The following is a 16,944-nucleotide window of genomic DNA, read 5'->3' on the forward strand; positions in this document are numbered from 1 at the left end:
CGAACGCACATCGTGCTGTGCGGCGGTGCGGGCCGCCTTGTCCGGCGTCGGCTCAGAGCGGCTTGAAGAACACGATCGCCGCGCCCGCGGCGATCAGGGCGAAGCCGGCGGCGTGGTTCCAGGTGATGGGCTCGCCGAGGTAAAGGGCGGAGAAACCGGCGAACACGGTGAGGGTGATCACCTCCTGTATGGTCTTGAGTTCGGCCGCGCTGAGCGCGCCGTGGCCGATGCGGTTGGCCGGCACCTGCAGGAGATACTCGAAAAAGGCGATGCCCCAGCTGACCAGGATCACCGTCAGCAGGGGCGCGGATTTGAACCGCAGGTGGCCATACCAGGCGAAGGTCATGAACAGGTTCGACAGCAGCAGCAGGCCGATGGCGGCGGCGGGGGCGGGCAGGATCATGGTGGACTCCGGCGGGGATTCGGCGCAATTCGTGGCAGAGGCCAGGGCGGCGCGCCAGCGCGATGTTTTCGCAGATTTGCGATTTGCTGGTTGTATCTTGCCAAGAATTTGCAAATTTACCGAAATCCGCTTTGTGCGCTGCGCCGCGGCAGGTAGGTTGCCGCAAAACCAATTGGGGGATCAGCGCCGATGAAGGACATCCTGAACGAACTCGAATCGCGCCGCGAGGCGGCCCGCCTCGGTGGTGGCCAGCGCCGGATCGACAGCCAGCACAAGAAGGGCAAGCTGACTGCGCGCGAGCGTATCGAACTGCTGCTCGACGAGGGCTCGTTCGAGGAATTCGACATGTTCGTCGCCCATCGCTGCACCGATTTCGACATGCAAGAGGACCGGCCCGCGGGCGACGGCGTGGTCACCGGCTGGGGCACGATCAACGGCCGAATGGTCTATGTGTTCTCCCAGGACTTCACCGTCTTCGGCGGCTCGCTGTCCGAAACCCACGCTCAGAAGATCTGCAAGATCATGGACATGGCGGTGCAGAACGGCGCGCCGGTGATCGGGCTGAATGACTCGGGCGGGGCGCGCATCCAGGAGGGCGTGGCCAGCCTTGCCGGCTATGCCGAGGTGTTCCAGCGCAACATCATGGCCTCCGGCGTGGTGCCGCAGATCAGCGTGATCATGGGCCCCTGCGCGGGCGGCGCGGTCTATTCGCCCGCCATGACCGACTTCATCTTCATGGTGCGCGACACCTCCTACATGTTCGTCACCGGCCCCGACGTGGTGAAGACGGTGACAAACGAGCATGTCACCGCCGAGGAACTGGGCGGCGCCTCGACCCACACGCGGAAAAGCTCGGTCGCGGACGGCGCCTTCGACAACGATGTCGAGGCGCTGATCGAGGTGCGCCGGCTGTTCGATTTCCTGCCCCTGAACAACCGCGAAAAGGCGCCGGTGCGGCCGTTCTTCGACGATCCGGGCCGGATTGAGGACAGCCTCGACACGCTGATCCCGGACAACCCCAACCAGCCCTACGACATGAAGGAGCTGATCCTGAAGATCGCGGACGAGGGCGATTTCTACGAGATCCAGGAGGATTTCGCCAAGAACATCGTCACCGGCTTCGTCCGCATCGAGGGGCAGACCGTGGGCGTGGTGGCCAACCAGCCGATGGTGCTGGCCGGGTGCCTGGACATCGATTCCAGCCGCAAGGCCGCGCGGTTCGTCCGCTTCTGCGATGCCTTCGAGATCCCGCTGCTGACGCTTGTCGACGTTCCGGGCTTCCTGCCGGGCACGGCGCAGGAATACGGCGGCGTGATCAAGCACGGTGCCAAGCTGCTCTATGCCTTCGGCGAGGCCACTGTGCCCAAGGTCACGGTGATCACCCGCAAGGCCTATGGCGGGGCCTATGACGTGATGAGCTCGAAACACCTGCGCGGCGATTTCAACTATGCCTGGCCCACGGCGCAGATCGCGGTGATGGGGGCCAAGGGCGCGACCGAGATCCTCTATCGCTCGGAACTGGACGACCCGGAAAAGATCGCCAAGCGCACCGCGGATTACGAGGACCGCTTCGCCAACCCCTTCGTGGCCGCGGAGAAGGGCTTCATCGACGAGGTGATCCAGCCCCGCTCGACCCGCCGGCGGGTGGCCCGCGCCTTTGCCTCGCTGCGCGGCAAGAAGCAGAGCAACCCGTGGAAGAAACACGACAACATGCCGCTGTGATCATGGCGCGCGCTGGCTGGCATATCCTGCGGGAGGAGGGCGCGCTGACGCTGGCGCGCCAGCTGCCGCCGCGTTTCGACGTGGCGGCTGAGGCTATGTTTCCGCCCGCCCGCAAGGCCCGGCTGGCGCAACAGATCCGGCAGGATCTGTGGCGGGCGCTGCGGCACCTGCGCGGGTTCAGCCCCGTGGTGCGCGTCGAGGAGGACGGCGCGCAACTGAAAGTCCGAGCGGGTGGCGCGGTGCACGCCCGGACCTTTCCCAAAGTCCGGGCCGAGGCGCGCATCTCCGCCCTGCTGGCCGACCCCGCGCGCCGCGCGCGCTGGCTGGCCCATGCCAGAAAGGAAGGGTCCGATGCGTTGGGTTGATGATATCTACGAGGCCATAATGGAGCTGGGCGGTGCCGCTCGCCACGAGGACCTCTATGCGTACTTGGAGCAAACGACCACGCGCGAACTCTCGCCGTCATGGCGCTCAATCGTCCGGCGTACCATTGGCGACCATGCCAAGGACTCAGACCATTTCCGTGGAACAGAACTGTTCTCTCATTTGGATCGTGGTTTTTGGGGCGTTGCTGGTGAGGACATTGACCCGGACTTCATAAGGGCGCGCGAGGCCTTGACGCCAGAAGAGGTGGTGGAAACGGTGCTGGTAAGGCAGCACGTGCGCTCGAAACCAGCAGGCAAGAAGCAGCGGGAACCTGAGTTCCATCTCTTCGCCAAGGGCCCACGCCCGGTCGCGCCCTTCTCCCATGCGGTGGAGGCCGAAGGCTGGGTCATATTGACCGGCCAGATGCCTACCGATCCCGACGCCCCCGACGCAGCCCTGCCGCGTGGCATCGAGGCGCAGACCCGGCGGGTGATGGACAATCTCGCCCTGATCCTGGGCGAGATGGGGCTGGACCTGAGCCATGTGGTGCAGTGCCGCTGCTACCTCACCGAATTCGAGCGCGACTACGCCGCGTTCAATGACGCCTACCAGTCCTATTTCCCCGCCGACCGGCGGCCGGCGCGCACCACGGTGGGCGTGACCGCGCTGGCGGTGGGCGCGCTGGTGGAAATCGACTGCCTCGCGCGCCGGCCGGAGCAGGCGCCATGACGCGCCGCGCGCCGATCCTCCTCGCGCTGCTGGCCGCGCCGCTGCCGGCGGCGGCCTCGGCGCAGCCGTCCGAGGCGCCGATCGCGGTGCCCTCGGGTCAGCCGGTCAGCCTGATCGAGACGATCATCGGCGCGCCCGGCCCCGAGGGGTTGACCGCGCGCTTCCGTTTCCTCGCGCCCGAGATCGCGCGCGAGACCGGCCGGATCAGCTTTGCCGAGGCGGCGCCGGACATGCTTCACCTGTGCGAAAGCTACGCGCTGCCGCGGCTGGCCGAGCCGGGTCCGCAGGTGTCGCAGATCATCATTTCGCTGTCGGACCGGGTGGTCCCCTTCGGGCAGGCCGCGCCCGAGGCCACCCAGTTCTTCGAGGCTTACCGCCCCGAGGGCGGCCACTGCATCTGGGAAGGGTTTTGACGATGGTTCAGAGGGTTGCATCGGATTGCGGAGGTGGTTCCGCCTGCGCGGGAAATCACCGAACGCGCCGGTTTTCGTGGGAATGTGGCCCGCGATGGTCTATGCTTAGCGATGGTGGCCGCGCCGCGGCCGCCGCAAACGGAACGGGCCGGGCCGGGGCAGCCCCGCGCATGCCGGCCGAGACAAAGGAATGGAGTGCGAGATGTCGAAGAGCATCAAGACGCTGCTGGCCGTTTCCCTGGTGGCGTTCGTCGCTGCCTGCGCGGCAAAGGAAGAAGTTGTCTATGTCGAGCCCGAGCCGGTCACGGCTGAGCCGACCTACAGCAAATACTGAGTTCGCTTTGGGGCGGGGTCTTCCCGCCCCGACAGCGCCCTGCCGCCGCAGCGGGGAGGGCGCGTCATGCTGAAGCACAGAGGCTTTCCCAGCCGTCTGCCCGGCACCGACTACCAGTTCACCGTCAGGCGCGAGAACAAGAAGGGGGCGACGCCCCTGGTCGCGCGCGAGCGCTTTGCCGACCGTCGTCCGGCCGACCGCCGGGCCGACGCCGGCTTCCTGCAGGCGCTGTGGGAACATTTCGGCGATGAGCCGTTCGAGCGCGGCAACCTCGACGCCGGCCGGCTGTCCTGGCTGTTCGGCCGCGAGGTGGTGCCCGCCGAGGAGCCCTTCGACCCCGAAAGCTACGAGGCGCTGTTGCGGATCGACATCGCCCGCGCGCGGGCCAGCTTTCCCGAGGTTTTCGGTGCGGAGGGATCGGCATGATCCTGCCCGGCGCCGCGCGTTCTGGGCGAAATTCAGCCCAAGTCCGCCGGCCGGCGGGTTGGCCCTTTGCGGCCGTCGCATTCTGCGACAGTCTGGGCCGCGGGCAGGGGTTCGGCCGGTCCGGCCGGGCTGCTGTTCGCATCAACCGTTACCCTTCCCCTTCCCCCTGGTCTGGCCCCCCGCGGGTCAGACCGGTTTTTTCTGGAGGGGCGTCTTGCGGAGAGAGACAGGAATGCAAAACCTCAAACTGGGCGCTGCCGCGCTTGCTCTGGCACTGCTGGCGGCCTGCGGCACGACCGACAGCGAACGCGCGCTCAGCGGCGCGGTCATGGGTGCCGTCGTGGCCGATGTTCTGGACGAAAGCGTCGCGGCCGGCGCCGCGGTCGGCGCGGCCGGCGGTGCGCTGTGCGACGACGCGGGCGTCTGCCGCTGATCTGAACCCGGTCGCGCGCGCAGCCCGCGCGCCCATCATGAGACAGCCATCTCGGCGCACCCGCGCCGGGGTGGCTTTTTTGTTTGTTCTGGCCCGGGGGCAAGGCCCGTGGCCCAATGCTGGAAGGGACTGAAATGTTCGACAAGATCCTGATTGCCAACCGCGGCGAGATTGCCTGCCGGGTCATCAAGACCGCCCGCAAGATGGGGATCAAGACGGTTGCGGTCTACTCGGACGCGGACCGCCACGCGCTGCATGTCGAAATGGCGGATGAGGCCGTCCATATCGGTCCGCCGCCGGCCAACCAGTCCTATATCGTGATCGACAAGATCATGGACGCCATCCGCCAGACCGGCGCGCAGGCGGTGCATCCGGGCTATGGCTTCCTTTCGGAGAACAGGAAATTCGCCGAGGCGCTGGAGGCCGAGGGCGTGGTCTTCGTCGGCCCGCCGGCCAGCGCGATCGAGGCGATGGGCGACAAGATCACCTCGAAAAAGATCGCGCAGGAGGCCGGGGTCTCGACCGTGCCGGGCTACATGGGTCTGATCGAAAGCGCCGACGAGGCGGTGCGGATCAGCCGCGAGATCGGCTACCCGGTGATGATCAAGGCCAGCGCCGGCGGTGGCGGCAAGGGGATGCGGATCGCCTGGACCGACGAGGAGGCGCGCGAGGGTTTCCAGTCGTCGAAGAACGAGGCGGCCAGCTCCTTCGGCGACGACCGAATCTTCATCGAGAAATTCGTCACCCAGCCCCGCCATATCGAGATCCAGGTGCTATGCGACGCGCATGGCAACGGCCTCTACCTGGGCGAGCGGGAATGCTCGATCCAGCGGCGGAACCAGAAGGTGATCGAGGAGGCGCCCTCGCCCTTCCTCGACGCGGCCACCCGCCGCGCGATGGGCGAGCAGGCCGTGGCGCTGGCCAAGGCGGTGGGCTACACAAGCGCGGGCACCGTGGAGTTCATCGTCGATGGCGCGCGGAACTTCTATTTCCTGGAAATGAACACCCGCCTTCAGGTGGAGCACCCGGTGACCGAACTGATCACCGGCATCGACCTGGTGGAGCAGATGATCCGCGTCGCGGGCGGCGAGAAGCTGTCGCTGACCCAGCAAGGCGTGAAACTGAACGGCTGGGCGATGGAAAGCCGGCTCTATGCCGAGGATCCCTACCGCAACTTCCTGCCCTCGATCGGGCGGCTGACGCGCTACCGCCCGCCGGCGGAGGAGGCGGAATCGGATCGCGCCGTGCGCAATGATACCGGCGTCTTCGAGGGCGGCGAGATCTCGATGTATTACGACCCGATGATCGCCAAGCTCTGCACCTGGGCGCCGACCCGCGAGGCCGCGATCGAGGAGATGCGGATCGCGCTCGACGCCTTCGAGGTGGAGGGGATCGGCCACAATCTGCCGTTCCTGTCGGCGGTGATGGACCACCCGAAATTCGTGGCCGGCGACATCACCACCGCCTTCATCGCCGAGGAATACCCCGACGGGTTCGACGGCGTTACCCTGCCGCGCGACGCGCTGCACCGGGTGGCGGCGGCGGCGGCGGCGATGTTCCGCGTGGCCGAGATTCGGCGCACCCGAATCTCGGGCACGATGGATAACCACGAGCGCCGGGTCGGCAGCGACTGGGTGGTGCTGGTGCAGGGCGAGAGCTTCCCGGTGACCATCGCGGCCGACCATGACGGTTCGACCGTGCATTTCGCCGATGGCACCCGGCACCGCGTGAGTTCGGACTGGACGCCGGGTGACGCGCTGGCGCGGCTCGATATCGACGGCGAGCCGCTGGTGCTGAAGGTGGGCAAGGTCACGGGCGGCTACCGAATCCGCACCCGCGGCGCGGATCTGAAGGTGCAGGTCTTCACGCCGCGGCAGGCGGAACTGGCCGCCCTGATGCCCGAGAAGCTGCCGCCCGACACCTCGAAACTGCTGCTCTGCCCGATGCCCGGCCTGATCGTGAAGATCGACGTGGAGGAGGGCCAGGAGGTGCAGGAGGGCCAGGCGCTGTGCACCGTCGAAGCGATGAAGATGGAGAACATCCTGCGCGCCGAGCGCAAGGCCATCGTCACCAAGATCAACGCCGGCCCCGGCGACAGCCTGGCCGTGGACGAAGTGATCATGGAGTTCGAGTAGGATGCTCTCTCCCGCGCCATATCCCGCCGGGTCCACCCGGACGGCGCCGTTTTCCGGGCGGCCCGGCGCGGGTGGGGCGGGGGCTCAGCGCAGGGCGGGGGCGTGGCGCTCGCGCATTTCCTGCTGGCGAAGCGGCATCTTGTCGATGGCGCGCGACAGTTCGCGCACGTCCCAGGGGAAGGGCTTGCGCAGGCTGACGGTGCCGTCCTTGGCGATCAGCACCAGCATGAAGCCGCGCGGGCGCAGTTGCTTGCGGACGTCGGACATGGCGCGCGGGTCGGTGTCGGTGATGATTACCACGTCGCGCGCCGCAAGCTCTTCGGGCCGGGCGGCCAGCAGCTCCATCTGCTGGGTGAAGCGCGGATCGTTCGGGCTGTCGGCGAAGACCACCACCGGGCGCGCGAGCCACTGGAAGGCGGCGAGATCGGCCTCGGCGGCCTCGAACACGACCGTGTGGTCGGCTTGCCATCGCTCCGGCGCGGTCGGCGGGGCGGCGGCCTCGGTGGCCGATGCGGAACCGGCGGCGCACAGCGCCGCCACTGCAACGAGAAGTCTTTTCATGAACCCTCCTGTTCTGCGGGAATATAGGACCGGGCCGGGGGAAAGCGAAGGCCGGGGAGCGCGAAAGTGCCGCGGCCGGGCAACAGAAGGAAGCTGATCCGATGACGGACAAACAGAAATCATGGGCCGAGATCGCCGGGAAGGAGCTTCGCGGCCGTCCCCTGGAATATCTGACCTGGGAGACCCCGGAGGGCATCAGGGTCAAGCCGCTCTACACCGAAGAGGACGCGCAGGGCCTGCCGCACATGGGCTCGGTCCCCGGGCAGGCGCCCTTCACCCGCGGCCCTAAGGCCACGATGTATGCCGGCCGCCCCTGGACCATCCGGCAATATGCGGGCTTTTCCACGGCCGAGGATTCGAACGCCTTCTACCGCAAGGCGTTGGCCGCCGGTCAGCAGGGCGTGTCGGTGGCCTTCGACCTGGCCACGCACCGCGGCTATGACAGCGACCATCCGCGCGTGGTGGGCGACGTCGGCAAGGCGGGCGTGGCCATCGACAGCGTCGAGGACATGAAGATCCTGTTCGACGGCATCCCGCTCGATCAGGTTTCGGTCTCGATGACCATGAACGGCGCGGTGATCCCGATCTTGGCGAATTTCATCGTCACCGGCGAGGAGCAGGGCGTCGACCGCGCGCAGCTGTCGGGCACCATTCAGAACGACATTCTGAAAGAGTTCATGGTGCGCAACACCTATATCTACCCGCCCGAGCCCTCGATGCGGATCGTCAGTGACATCATCGAATACACCTCGACCGACATGCCGCGCTTCAACTCGATCTCGATCTCCGGCTACCACATGCAGGAGGCGGGCGCGAACCTGGTGCAGGAGCTGGCCTTCACCCTCGCCGACGGCAAGGAATATGTGAAGGCGGCGCTGGCGCGCGGGCTGGACGTGGACGCCTTTGCCGGGCGGCTGAGCTTCTTCTTCGCCATCGGCACCAATTTCTTCATGGAAATCGCCAAGCTGCGCGCAGCCCGCTTCCTGTGGCACCGCATCATGAGCGAGTTCAACCCGAAGAACCCCAAGTCGCTCATGCTGCGCACCCATTGCCAGACCAGCGGCGTCAGCCTGCAGGAGCAGGACCCCTACAACAACATCGTGCGCACCGCCTACGAGGCGATGAGCGCGGTCCTCGGCGGCACCCAGTCGCTGCACACCAACGCCTTCGACGAGGCGATCGCGCTGCCCACCGAATTCTCGGCCCGGATCGCGCGCAACACGCAACTGATCCTGCAGAACGAGACCAAGGTGACCAAGGTCGTCGATCCGCTGGCGGGCTCCTACTATGTCGAGAAGCTGACCAACGACCTGGCCGAGGCCGCCTGGAAGATCATCGAGGAGGTCGACGCGATGGGCGGCATGACCAAGGCGGTGGCTTCCGGCATGCCCAAGCTCCGCATCGAGGAGGCCGCGGCGCGCTACCAGGCCTCGGTCGACCGCGGCGACGAGGTGATCGTGGGGGTCAACAAGTTCCGCCTGGAAAAGGAAGACCCGATCGAGATCCTCGAGATCGACAACCAGAAGGTGCGCGACTCCCAGATCGCCCGGATCGAGCGCACCCGCGCCGCCCGCGACCAGGGCGCCTGCGACGCGGCGCTTTCCGCGCTGGAACGGGCCGCGAAAAGCGGCGAGGGCAACCTGCTGCGCCTGGCGGTCGAGGCCGCCCGCGCACGCGCCACGGTAGGAGAGATCAGCATGGCGATGGAAAAGGCCTTCGGGCGGCACCGGGCCGAGGTCAAGACGCTGGCCGGCGTCTACGGCGCGGCCTACGAGGGCGACGAGGGCTTCGCCGCGATCCAGAAATCGGTGGAGGATTTCGCCCAGAAGGAGGGCCGCCGCCCGCGCATGCTGGTGGTCAAGATGGGCCAGGACGGCCATGACCGGGGCGCCAAGGTGATCGCCACGGCCTTTGCCGATATCGGCTTCGATGTGGATGTGGGGCCGCTGTTCCAGACCCCCGAGGAGGCCGCGCAGGACGCCATCGACAACGACGTGCATGTGGTCGGGATCTCCTCCCAGGCGGCGGGCCACAAGACACTGGCGCCGAAGCTTGTCGAGGCGCTGAAGGCGGCGGGCGCCGAGGACATCATCGTGATCTGCGGCGGCGTGATCCCGCAGCAGGATTACCAGTTCCTTTACGATGCCGGGGTCAAGGCGATCTTCGGACCGGGCACCAACATACCCGCGGCGGCGCAGGATATCCTGCGCCTGATCTCCGAGGCGCGCGCCTGATACGCGGCCGCGCATGAGTATTTTTGCCAAGAAGAAGGGGCAGGCGAAGCTTGCCCCTTTCTGCGTGCCGCGTTCGTGGCCCGGCGGGGGGTCTTTTGCCTCTCGCGGGCCATTGGCAAGCCCGCCCGACTGCGTCTTTAATGGCGCGGCAACAACTGGGGGCGCATATGCTGGAGCTCGATCACCTCGCCGTCTCGGCTGCAACGCTTGAGGAGGGCGCGCATCATGTCGAAGAGGCGCTGGGCGTCACGCTGGCCCCCGGCGGACGGCACGAGCTGATGGGCACCCACAACCGGCTGCTGCATCTGGGGCCGGGCCTGTATCTGGAAGTGATCGCCGTCGATCCCGAGGCGCCCGCGCCCGCCCGCCCGCGCTGGTTTGACCTCGACCGTTTCGCGGGCCCGCCGCGCCTGACCAACTGGATCGCCCGCTGCGAGGCGTTGGCGCAGGTCCTGCCCCGGGCGCCGGCCGGCGCGGGCGCCGCGCTGGCCCTGTCGCGTGGCGATCTGGCTTGGGAGATGGCGGTGCCCGCGGATGGCAGGCTGCCCTTCGACGGCGCGTTTCCGGCGCTGATCGCCTGGCAGCAGGGCGCGCATCCGGCCGCGCGCCTGCCCGAGGCCGATTGCCGCCTGATCGGGCTGGAGGTGATCCACCCGCAGGCCCGCGCCCTGCGCGCGGCGCTTGCCGGGCTTCTGAACGATCCGCGCGTGGTGATCTCGGAGGGGCCGCAAAAGGCGCTGCGCGCCACGCTGCGCGGCCCACGCGGCGAGGTGGTGCTGTCATGATCCGCCCGGCGCTGCCCAGCGATTGCGCGGCCATTGCCGCGATCTGGAACCCGGTGATCCGCGACACGCTGATCACCTTCAACGCGGTCGAGAAGACCGAGGACGAGCTGCGCGAGACGCTGGCGGTCAAGGCGCGCGCCGGCCACCCGTTCCTCGTGGCCGAGGAGGCGGGCCGGGTTCTGGGTTTCGCCACCTATGGCCAGTTCCGCGGCGGGGTGGGCTATGCCCATACCATGGAGCACACGATCATCCTGGCGCCCGGGGGCTGGGGCCGCGGCCTGGGCCGGGCCCTGATGGCCGCGATCGAGGAAGAGGCGCGGGCGCGCGGCGCGCATTCCATGATCGCTGGCGTCAGCGCCGCCAATTCCGCCGGCGTCGCCTTTCACGCCGCGCTGGGCTATGCAACGGTGGCGGTGCTGCCCGAGGTCGGCTTCAAGGCCGGGCGGTGGCTGGATCTTGTCCTGATGCAGAAACTCCTGACCTGACAGCCGGTTGCGCGCCGGTTACATTCGCACCATGAGCCTCTGGTCCCGCATATCCGATGCCCTTTCCGCGCTGCAACAGGGCGAGGGCCTCGCGCAGGTCTTTGACCGCCTGCGCAGCCCGCCCGAGCGCACCGTGGCCTTTGCCATCGCGGTGATTGCGCTGGGCGCGAAGATGGCCAAGGCCGACGGCCAGGTCACCCGCGACGAGGTGGCCGCCTTCCGCGAGGTCTTCACCTTGCCGAGATCGGAGGAGGCCAACGCCGCGCGGGTCTTCAACATGGCGCGCACCGATATCGCCGGTTTCGAGGATTACGCGCGCCGCATCAAGCGCATGTTCCGCGGCGAGGCGAGCCCGCTTTGCGACCTGATGGAGGGGCTGTTTCACATCGCCATGGCCGACGGCCGCTATCACCCCGGCGAGGAGGACTACCTCAAGCGGGTGGCCGAGATCTTCGGCCTGAGCGAGCGGCAGTTCCGCAGCCTGAAGGCGCGTTTCGTGCCCGATGCCGCGCCCGATCCCTACGACGTTCTGGGCGTGGCCCATGACGCGCCGCTCGACGAAGTGCGCGCCGCCTGGCGCGCCGCCGTGCGCGAGGCCCATCCCGACCGGATGCTCGCCCGCGGCGTCCCGGAGGAGGCGGTCAAGCTGGCCGAGGCGCGCCTCGTCGCCATCAACGCCGCCTGGGAGGAGATCAACCGGGGCGCCGCGCCTTGAGGATCGCCACCTACAACATCGAATGGTTCAACAACCTCTTCGATGACGAGGGGAACCTGCTGGACGACATGGGCTGGTCGGGCCGGCAGAACGTGCGCCGCGCCGACCAGATCGCCTCGCTGGGGATCGTGTTTACCGCGCTCGACGCCGACGCGGTGATGATCGTCGAGGCGCCGGACCACAACGGCCGCCGCACCACGGTGCCCGCGCTGGAAAACTTCGCCGCGGCGATGGGGCTGCGCGCGCGCCGCGCCGTTATGGGCTTTCCCAACAACACCCAGCAGGAAATCGCGCTGCTCTACGACCCCGACATGCTGAGCGCGCGGCACGACCCGCAGGGTGCGCCCACGGGCAAGAAGGGCTCGGCCGACGCGCCGCGCTTCGACGCGGTCTTCCGCTGGGACATCGATGTCGACGCCGAGTCCGAGCGCATCACCTTTTCCAAGCCGCCGCTGGAACTGGCGATGGAAACCGCCGCCGGCACGCGGTTCCGCATGATCGGAGTGCATGTCAAATCCAAGGCCCCACACGGCGCCAGCACCCCCGACGAGGTGATGCGGATCTCGATCGACAACCGGCGCAAGCAACTGGCGCAATGCATCTGGCTGCGCCAGCGCGTCGCGGCGCATCTGCGCGACGGCGATTCCCTGATCGTGCTCGGCGATTTCAACGACGGCCCCGGACTCGACGAATACGAAAAGCTCTTCGGCCATTCCGGGGTGGAGATCGTGCTGGGCGCCGACGAGGCAGAGGAGGCTATGCGCCTCTACGACCCGCATGCGCGCGAGGCGCTGCTGGGGCCGCTCTGCGCCAAGCCCGCCACCGCGCGCTTCTTCCTGGCCGAGGAGGGGCGTTACCTCTCGGCGTTGCTCGATTACATCATGGTCTCGCCCGCCATCCGCGTGCGCGATCCCGCCTGGCGCATCTGGCACCCGTTCGACGACCCCAAGCTCTACGCCATCCCCGAGCTGCGCGAGGCGCTGGTCGCGGCCTCCGATCACTTCCCCGTGACGCTCGATATCGATCTGTGAGCTTCAACGCGCTCCGAATCCGCCTATATTGGGGGTATGAAACGCCTCGCCGCCCTGACCCTCTCCGGCCTTCTTGCCTGCGCGCCCGCCCAGGCGCAGGAGGAGGGCGGCGGCGTGAAAGAGGGCATCGACCTGCTGGAGGAAGGCGCGCGCATGTTCATGCGCGGGCTGATGGACGAGATGGAGCCTGCGCTGCGCGAACTGGCCGAGGGCATGGAGCCCGCCCTGCGCCGCCTGCTCGAAATCGTTGACGACTTCGACGCCTACCACCTGCCCGAGCGCCTGCCGAACGGCGACATCATCCTGCGCCGCAAGACCCCTCTCGCCCCGCCCGAGGCGCCCGGCGCCGAAGAGACCCCGCCCGCGGACGGCGAGATCGAGCTGTGATCCCTTCTTCTTGGCGAAAATACTCAGTCGCGGCCGCGCCAGGAGTCAGGCCGCGCGGATGACGCGGGTCTGCGTGCCCAGCGATTTCGCCAGCGACGCCAGCCGCGCCTCGGCGACCTCGCCGAACAGCGCCTCGGCCCCCGGCTCCAGCACCAGTTCCAGCCGCGCCTTGCGCGGCGCGTAGCGCAGCGTCGCGAACTCGTCGGGACGGTCCGAAGAGAACATCGCGCCGAAACGCATCGCCTTGCCCAGCACCTCGGCCTGCTTGATCTGTGGCTCCGAGAGCAGGCCGAACAGCGGCTCGAACCGACTGCCCGCGCGGCTGTTCTTGTAGCGGTGCAGCAGCGCCAGCCCGAGGAAGATCCGCCCCTCGTGGTCGAGCCCGCCCAGGTTGGCGCGGGTGGCGGCGTCGAAACAGACCTCGTGGCGATAGTCGGGATGCGCGCGCCAAGCGGTGTCGTGCAGCAGGCAGGCGGCCTTGACCAGGCGCAGCCGTTCGGGCGGGGCGTCCTGGTAGAGCGGCTGGATGAACTTGAACAGACGCCGGCCGAAGCCCGGCATCCGCGCCGAGGTGGATTCGGTGAAATAGCAGGCCTCGATCAGCGGATCGCGGCGGCGCAGCTTCTCGGGCATCTGCTCATAGAGCATCCCTTCGCGGATGCCGTAGGAGGAGACGAAGATCTCCTTCGGCTTCAGCGTGCCCACCAGCCGGCGCAGCACCTCGGCGGCGATCGGCACCAGCGCCATGCGCTCGGCTCCCACGCCGGCGCGGGCGCGCAGCGCCTCGGGGTCGTTGGCGGCGATCCAGTCCAGCGTTTGCAGGATGGCCCTGCGGGTCATGCGGTATTCGTGCAGCACCGTCAGCGGATAGCCGCGCCGTTCCATGTCCAGCCGGGCGATGGCCCGCCATGAGCCCCCCACCAGGTAGAGCCGGGCATGCGCCGTGCCCATGGTCGCGGCCAACTCGCCGACGACCGCGTTGATATGGCGGGCCAGCCCGCGCTTGCCGCCCGGCACGTCGCGCAGCTTCAGCGGCCCCAGCGGCGAGGAGACGCGCCGGCCGATCTCGCCGCGGCTGACCTCGGCCAGCTCCATCGACGATCCGCCGATGTCGCAGACCAGCCCCTCTGCCTCGGGCCAGCCCAGCAGCACGCCCTGCGCCGACAGCCGTGCCTCCTCGGAGCCGTCGATCACCCACAGCTTCAGCCCGGTCTGCTCCTGCACCTCGCGGCAGAACGCCGGCCCGTCGGAGGCCTCGCGCATGGCGGCGGTGGCCACCGCGGTCAGCGGCGCGGCGCCCATGCCCTCGGCGAGCAGCGCGAAGCGGCGGATCGCCGAGAGCGCCCGGCGTCGCCCCTCGGGGTTCAGCCGGCCGCTTTCGGCCAGGCCCGCGCCCAGCCCGCACATGACCTTTTCGTTGAAGAAATAGGCAGGGCTGCGCGCCGCCCCGTCGAACACCACCATCCGCACCGAGTTGGAGCCCACGTCGACCACGCCCACGCGGCTGAGCGCGCGGGCCGAGGGATCGTTGAACAGCGGGCGGCCGAAGGGCCCCCAGTCTTCGGAACGCTGGTCGCTGGCGTCGTCCATCGGTTTCCCCCCGCTCGCGGTCAGTCTTTCGAGCGGGCCAGCTTGGGCACGTCATGCGCCCCCGCCTTGCCCCGGCCCGAAAGCGACGGGTGCTTCATGAAGAATTCGTGGCAGCTGAAGGCGTCCTTGCCAACCGGGTAGCGCAGGAAGCCCCCGTCGGGCTTCATCACCCAGCTCTGCGCCTCGTCGGCCAGATTGGCGGCCATGATCTGGCTGACGATCTGCTCCTTGACCGTGTCGTTGTGGATCTCGACCAGGGTTTCCACCCGGTAGCCAAGGTTGCGCCCCATCCAGTCGGCCGAGGATATCCACACCCGCGCGTGTTTCGAGGGCAGCCCGTGGCCGTTGCCGAAACAGGCGATGCGCGAATGTTCCAGGAACCGCCCGACGACGGATTTCACGCGGATGTTCTCGGACAGCTCCTTGATGCCGGGGCGCAGGCCGCAGATGCCGCGGATCACCAGGTTGATCTTCACCCCGGCCTGGCTGGCGCGATAGAGCGCGTCGATCACGTCGGGCTCGGTCAGCGAGTTCATCTTGGCCCAGACCTCGGCGGGGCGGCCGGCGCGGGCGTGGGCGGCCTCGCGCTCCAGGCTCTCGATGATCGTGGATTTCAGGTTGATCGGCGAGATCGCCAGGTTCTCCAGCCCCTCTGGCTCGGCGTAGCCGCCGACGTAGTTGAACACCTTGGTCGCGTCGCGCCCCAGCGCCGGGTCGCAGGTGAAGAAGCTCAGATCGGTGTAGATTTTCGCCGTGATCGGGTGATAGTTGCCGGTCCCGAAGTGGGTGTAGGTCACCAGCTGGTCGCCCTCGCGCCGCACCACGGTGCTGATCTTGGCGTGGGTCTTGTAGTTGATGAAGCCGTAGATCACATGCGCGCCCGAGCGTTCCAGCCGGCGCGACTGCCGGATATTGGCGGCCTCGTCGAACCGTGCCTTCAGTTCGACCAGCGCGGTGACGGATTTGCCGTCCTCCGCAGCCTCGCACAGCGCCTCGACGATCGGGCTGTCCTTGGAGGTGCGGTAGAGCGTCTGCTTGATCGCCAGCACGTTGGGGTCGCGCGCGGCCTGCTTGAGGAAGCGCACCACCATGTCGAAGGTCTCGTAGGGGTGGTGCAGCAGCATGTCCTTCTGGCGGATCGCGGCGAACATGTCGCCGTCATGGTCCTGCACCCGCTCGGGCACGCGCGGGGTGAAGCTGGGCCAGAGCAGGTCGGGCCGGGCGTCGAGCACCAGTTCCTTGAGGTCGGCCAGGCCGATCAGGCCGCGCACCTCGATCACCTCGGCCTCGGTGATGTGCAGCTGCTGGATGATCAGGCGGCGCAATTCTTCCGGCGCGCCGGCGGACAGTTTCATCCGCACCACCTCGCCGCGGCGGCGGCGCTTCAGCGCGACCTCGAATTCGCGCACCAGATCCTCGGCCTCGTCCTCGACCTCGAGATCGCTGTCGCGCAGCACCCGGAAGGTGCAGCTGCCGGTCGCGCGGTAGTTGGGGAACAGGATGCCGACATGGATCAGCAGCAGTTCCTCCAGCGGCAGGAAGCGGTGCTCTCCCTCGGGGGCAGGCAGGCGGATGAAGCGGTCCACCTGGTTGGGGATCGGCAGCAGCGCCTGCAGCGCGCGGCCGTCGCTTTCGCGTTCGAGCTGCAGCGCCAGGCAGAATCCGGCGTTGGGGATGAAGGGGAAGGGATGCGCCGGGTCGATCGCCAGCGGCGACAGCACCGGAAAGACCTTGTTCAGGAAATGCCGTTCCAGATGTTCGCGGTCGCGCTTGCCCAGCTTGGAGCGGGTGAGGATGGTGATGCCTTCCTCCTCCATCTCGCGCTTGAGCCTGTTCCACACGCTTTGCTGGGATTGCAGCAGGCGGCGGGCGTCCTTGTCGATCAGCACCAGCTGCTCGGCCGGGGTCAGCCCGTCGGCGGCGGGGGTGGTGTTGCCCTCCTTGGCCAGCTCGCGCAGGCCGGCCACCCGCACGGTGTAGAATTCGTCGAGATTGGTGGCCGAGATCGAGACGAAGCGCACCCGCTCCAGCAGCGGCACGGTGGGGTGCGACGCCTCGTCCAGCACCCGCCAGTTGAAGCCGAGCCAGCTGAGTTCGCGGTTGAAGAATCGTTTCGGGCCGGTGCGCTGGGTGACGGGCACCTCGACCGGTTCGGGCAGCGGGGAGTTGAGGAAATCAGCCTGTGTCATGCCCGG

Annotated in this window: 18 protein-coding genes; 14 read left to right on the plus strand and 4 right to left on the minus strand. The window is 68.0% G+C overall.

Annotated elements, in window-relative coordinates:
• Nucleotides 1-52: 52 nt before the first annotated feature.
• Nucleotides 53-403, minus strand: coding sequence for a DMT family protein (locus KCI33_RS13640; protein WP_212525356.1), 351 nt, complete (start codon nt 401-403; stop codon nt 53-55).
• 189 nt (nt 404-592) lie between these two features.
• Here KCI33_RS13640 and KCI33_RS13645 point away from each other — a divergent pair, with 189 nt between their 5' ends.
• From KCI33_RS13645 to KCI33_RS13675, 8 genes are all read left to right on the plus strand, one after another.
• A complete protein-coding gene (locus tag KCI33_RS13645) occupies nt 593-2,125 on the plus strand; it encodes an acyl-CoA carboxylase subunit beta (protein WP_212525357.1) in 1,533 nt (510 codons plus the stop codon).
• The gene (locus tag KCI33_RS13650) at nt 2,095-2,490 is read left to right on the plus strand and encodes a hypothetical protein (protein WP_349252210.1); all 396 of its coding nucleotides are present in this window, start codon (nt 2,095-2,097) and stop codon (nt 2,488-2,490) included. The genes KCI33_RS13645 and KCI33_RS13650 overlap by 31 nt, the downstream gene beginning before the upstream one ends.
• Nucleotides 2,477-3,220 (plus strand): RidA family protein, encoded by a 744-nt coding sequence (locus KCI33_RS17925; protein WP_249139061.1) that lies wholly within the window; start codon nt 2,477-2,479, stop codon nt 3,218-3,220. Before KCI33_RS13650 ends, KCI33_RS17925 begins: the two co-directional genes overlap by 14 nt.
• A complete protein-coding gene (locus KCI33_RS13660; RefSeq protein WP_249139062.1) occupies nt 3,217-3,633 on the plus strand; it encodes a DUF6497 family protein in 417 nt (138 codons plus the stop codon). The genes KCI33_RS17925 and KCI33_RS13660 overlap by 4 nt, the downstream gene beginning before the upstream one ends.
• Nucleotides 3,634-3,835: 202 nt before the next feature.
• Entirely contained in the window at nt 3,836-3,967 is a 132-nt protein-coding gene (locus KCI33_RS18055; protein WP_282960734.1) for a hypothetical protein, read from the plus strand.
• 66 nt (nt 3,968-4,033) lie between these two features.
• Nucleotides 4,034-4,393 carry a hypothetical protein gene (locus KCI33_RS13665; RefSeq protein WP_212525358.1) on the plus strand — a complete coding sequence of 120 codons (360 nt, stop codon included), beginning with the start codon at nt 4,034-4,036 and terminating at the stop codon, nt 4,391-4,393.
• 232 nt (nt 4,394-4,625) lie between these two features.
• On the plus strand, nt 4,626-4,826 hold the full coding sequence (locus tag KCI33_RS13670; RefSeq protein ID WP_212525359.1) for a hypothetical protein: 201 nt from the start codon (nt 4,626-4,628) through the stop codon (nt 4,824-4,826).
• Between the two features lie 134 nt (nt 4,827-4,960).
• Nucleotides 4,961-6,961: an acetyl/propionyl/methylcrotonyl-CoA carboxylase subunit alpha gene (locus KCI33_RS13675; protein ID WP_212525360.1), complete on the plus strand. Its 2,001-nt coding sequence runs from the start codon at nt 4,961-4,963 to the stop codon at nt 6,959-6,961.
• Between the two features lie 84 nt (nt 6,962-7,045).
• Here KCI33_RS13675 and KCI33_RS13680 read toward each other — a convergent pair whose 3' ends face one another.
• Nucleotides 7,046-7,522, minus strand: coding sequence for a DUF4174 domain-containing protein (locus KCI33_RS13680; RefSeq protein WP_212525361.1), 477 nt, complete (start codon nt 7,520-7,522; stop codon nt 7,046-7,048).
• Between the two features lie 101 nt (nt 7,523-7,623).
• Here KCI33_RS13680 and scpA point away from each other — a divergent pair, with 101 nt between their 5' ends.
• The 6 genes from scpA to KCI33_RS13710 all read left to right on the plus strand — a co-directional run bounded on the left by scpA (nt 7,624) and on the right by KCI33_RS13710 (nt 13,159).
• Nucleotides 7,624-9,756: a methylmalonyl-CoA mutase gene (gene scpA, locus KCI33_RS13685; protein ID WP_212525362.1), complete on the plus strand. Its 2,133-nt coding sequence runs from the start codon at nt 7,624-7,626 to the stop codon at nt 9,754-9,756.
• Between the two features lie 167 nt (nt 9,757-9,923).
• Nucleotides 9,924-10,541: a VOC family protein gene (locus tag KCI33_RS13690; RefSeq protein ID WP_212525363.1), complete on the plus strand. Its 618-nt coding sequence runs from the start codon at nt 9,924-9,926 to the stop codon at nt 10,539-10,541.
• Complete coding sequence (locus KCI33_RS13695; RefSeq protein WP_212525364.1) at nt 10,538-11,026, plus strand: GNAT family N-acetyltransferase; 489 nt, start codon at nt 10,538-10,540, stop codon at nt 11,024-11,026. Before KCI33_RS13690 ends, KCI33_RS13695 begins: the two co-directional genes overlap by 4 nt.
• Nucleotides 11,027-11,057: 31 nt before the next feature.
• Entirely contained in the window at nt 11,058-11,741 is a 684-nt protein-coding gene (locus tag KCI33_RS13700; protein ID WP_212525365.1) for a molecular chaperone DjiA, read from the plus strand.
• The gene (locus tag KCI33_RS13705; protein ID WP_212525366.1) at nt 11,738-12,772 is read left to right on the plus strand and encodes an endonuclease/exonuclease/phosphatase family protein; all 1,035 of its coding nucleotides are present in this window, start codon (nt 11,738-11,740) and stop codon (nt 12,770-12,772) included. Before KCI33_RS13700 ends, KCI33_RS13705 begins: the two co-directional genes overlap by 4 nt.
• A 36-nt stretch (nt 12,773-12,808) precedes the next feature.
• On the plus strand, nt 12,809-13,159 hold the full coding sequence (locus KCI33_RS13710) for a hypothetical protein (RefSeq protein WP_212525367.1): 351 nt from the start codon (nt 12,809-12,811) through the stop codon (nt 13,157-13,159).
• A 45-nt stretch (nt 13,160-13,204) separates the two neighbouring features.
• Here KCI33_RS13710 and KCI33_RS13715 read toward each other — a convergent pair whose 3' ends face one another.
• Nucleotides 13,205-14,749: a Ppx/GppA family phosphatase gene (locus KCI33_RS13715; protein ID WP_212525368.1), complete on the minus strand. Its 1,545-nt coding sequence runs from the start codon at nt 14,747-14,749 to the stop codon at nt 13,205-13,207.
• Nucleotides 14,750-14,769: 20 nt separating this feature from the next.
• Nucleotides 14,770-16,938 carry an RNA degradosome polyphosphate kinase gene (locus KCI33_RS13720; RefSeq protein ID WP_212525369.1) on the minus strand — a complete coding sequence of 723 codons (2,169 nt, stop codon included), beginning with the start codon at nt 16,936-16,938 and terminating at the stop codon, nt 14,770-14,772.
• Nucleotides 16,939-16,944 lie beyond the last annotated feature (6 nt).

It is taken from the genome of Actibacterium sp. MT2.3-13A (genome assembly GCF_018139985.1).
Lineage (GTDB): Bacteria > Pseudomonadota > Alphaproteobacteria > Rhodobacterales > Rhodobacteraceae > JAGSOU01.

What these genes read in the sequence shown, in the direction of transcription:
- KCI33_RS13640 (WP_212525356.1), bottom strand. Translation starts at nt 403, where the DNA reads ATGATCCTGCCCGCCCCCGCCGCCGCCATCGGCCTGCTGCTGCTGTCG.
- KCI33_RS13645 (WP_212525357.1), top strand. Translation starts at nt 593, where the DNA reads ATGAAGGACATCCTGAACGAACTCGAATCGCGCCGCGAGGCGGCCCGC.
- KCI33_RS17925 (WP_249139061.1), top strand. Translation starts at nt 2,477, where the DNA reads ATGCGTTGGGTTGATGATATCTACGAGGCCATAATGGAGCTGGGCGGT.
- KCI33_RS13660 (WP_249139062.1), top strand. Translation starts at nt 3,217, where the DNA reads ATGACGCGCCGCGCGCCGATCCTCCTCGCGCTGCTGGCCGCGCCGCTG.
- KCI33_RS18055 (WP_282960734.1), top strand. Translation starts at nt 3,836, where the DNA reads ATGTCGAAGAGCATCAAGACGCTGCTGGCCGTTTCCCTGGTGGCGTTC.
- KCI33_RS13665 (WP_212525358.1), top strand. Translation starts at nt 4,034, where the DNA reads ATGCTGAAGCACAGAGGCTTTCCCAGCCGTCTGCCCGGCACCGACTAC.
- KCI33_RS13670 (WP_212525359.1), top strand. Translation starts at nt 4,626, where the DNA reads ATGCAAAACCTCAAACTGGGCGCTGCCGCGCTTGCTCTGGCACTGCTG.
- KCI33_RS13675 (WP_212525360.1), top strand. Translation starts at nt 4,961, where the DNA reads ATGTTCGACAAGATCCTGATTGCCAACCGCGGCGAGATTGCCTGCCGG.
- KCI33_RS13680 (WP_212525361.1), bottom strand. Translation starts at nt 7,522, where the DNA reads ATGAAAAGACTTCTCGTTGCAGTGGCGGCGCTGTGCGCCGCCGGTTCC.
- scpA (WP_212525362.1), top strand. Translation starts at nt 7,624, where the DNA reads ATGACGGACAAACAGAAATCATGGGCCGAGATCGCCGGGAAGGAGCTT.
- KCI33_RS13690 (WP_212525363.1), top strand. Translation starts at nt 9,924, where the DNA reads ATGCTGGAGCTCGATCACCTCGCCGTCTCGGCTGCAACGCTTGAGGAG.
- KCI33_RS13695 (WP_212525364.1), top strand. Translation starts at nt 10,538, where the DNA reads ATGATCCGCCCGGCGCTGCCCAGCGATTGCGCGGCCATTGCCGCGATC.
- KCI33_RS13700 (WP_212525365.1), top strand. Translation starts at nt 11,058, where the DNA reads ATGAGCCTCTGGTCCCGCATATCCGATGCCCTTTCCGCGCTGCAACAG.
- KCI33_RS13710 (WP_212525367.1), top strand. Translation starts at nt 12,809, where the DNA reads ATGAAACGCCTCGCCGCCCTGACCCTCTCCGGCCTTCTTGCCTGCGCG.
- KCI33_RS13715 (WP_212525368.1), bottom strand. Translation starts at nt 14,749, where the DNA reads ATGGACGACGCCAGCGACCAGCGTTCCGAAGACTGGGGGCCCTTCGGC.
- KCI33_RS13720 (WP_212525369.1), bottom strand. Translation starts at nt 16,938, where the DNA reads ATGACACAGGCTGATTTCCTCAACTCCCCGCTGCCCGAACCGGTCGAG.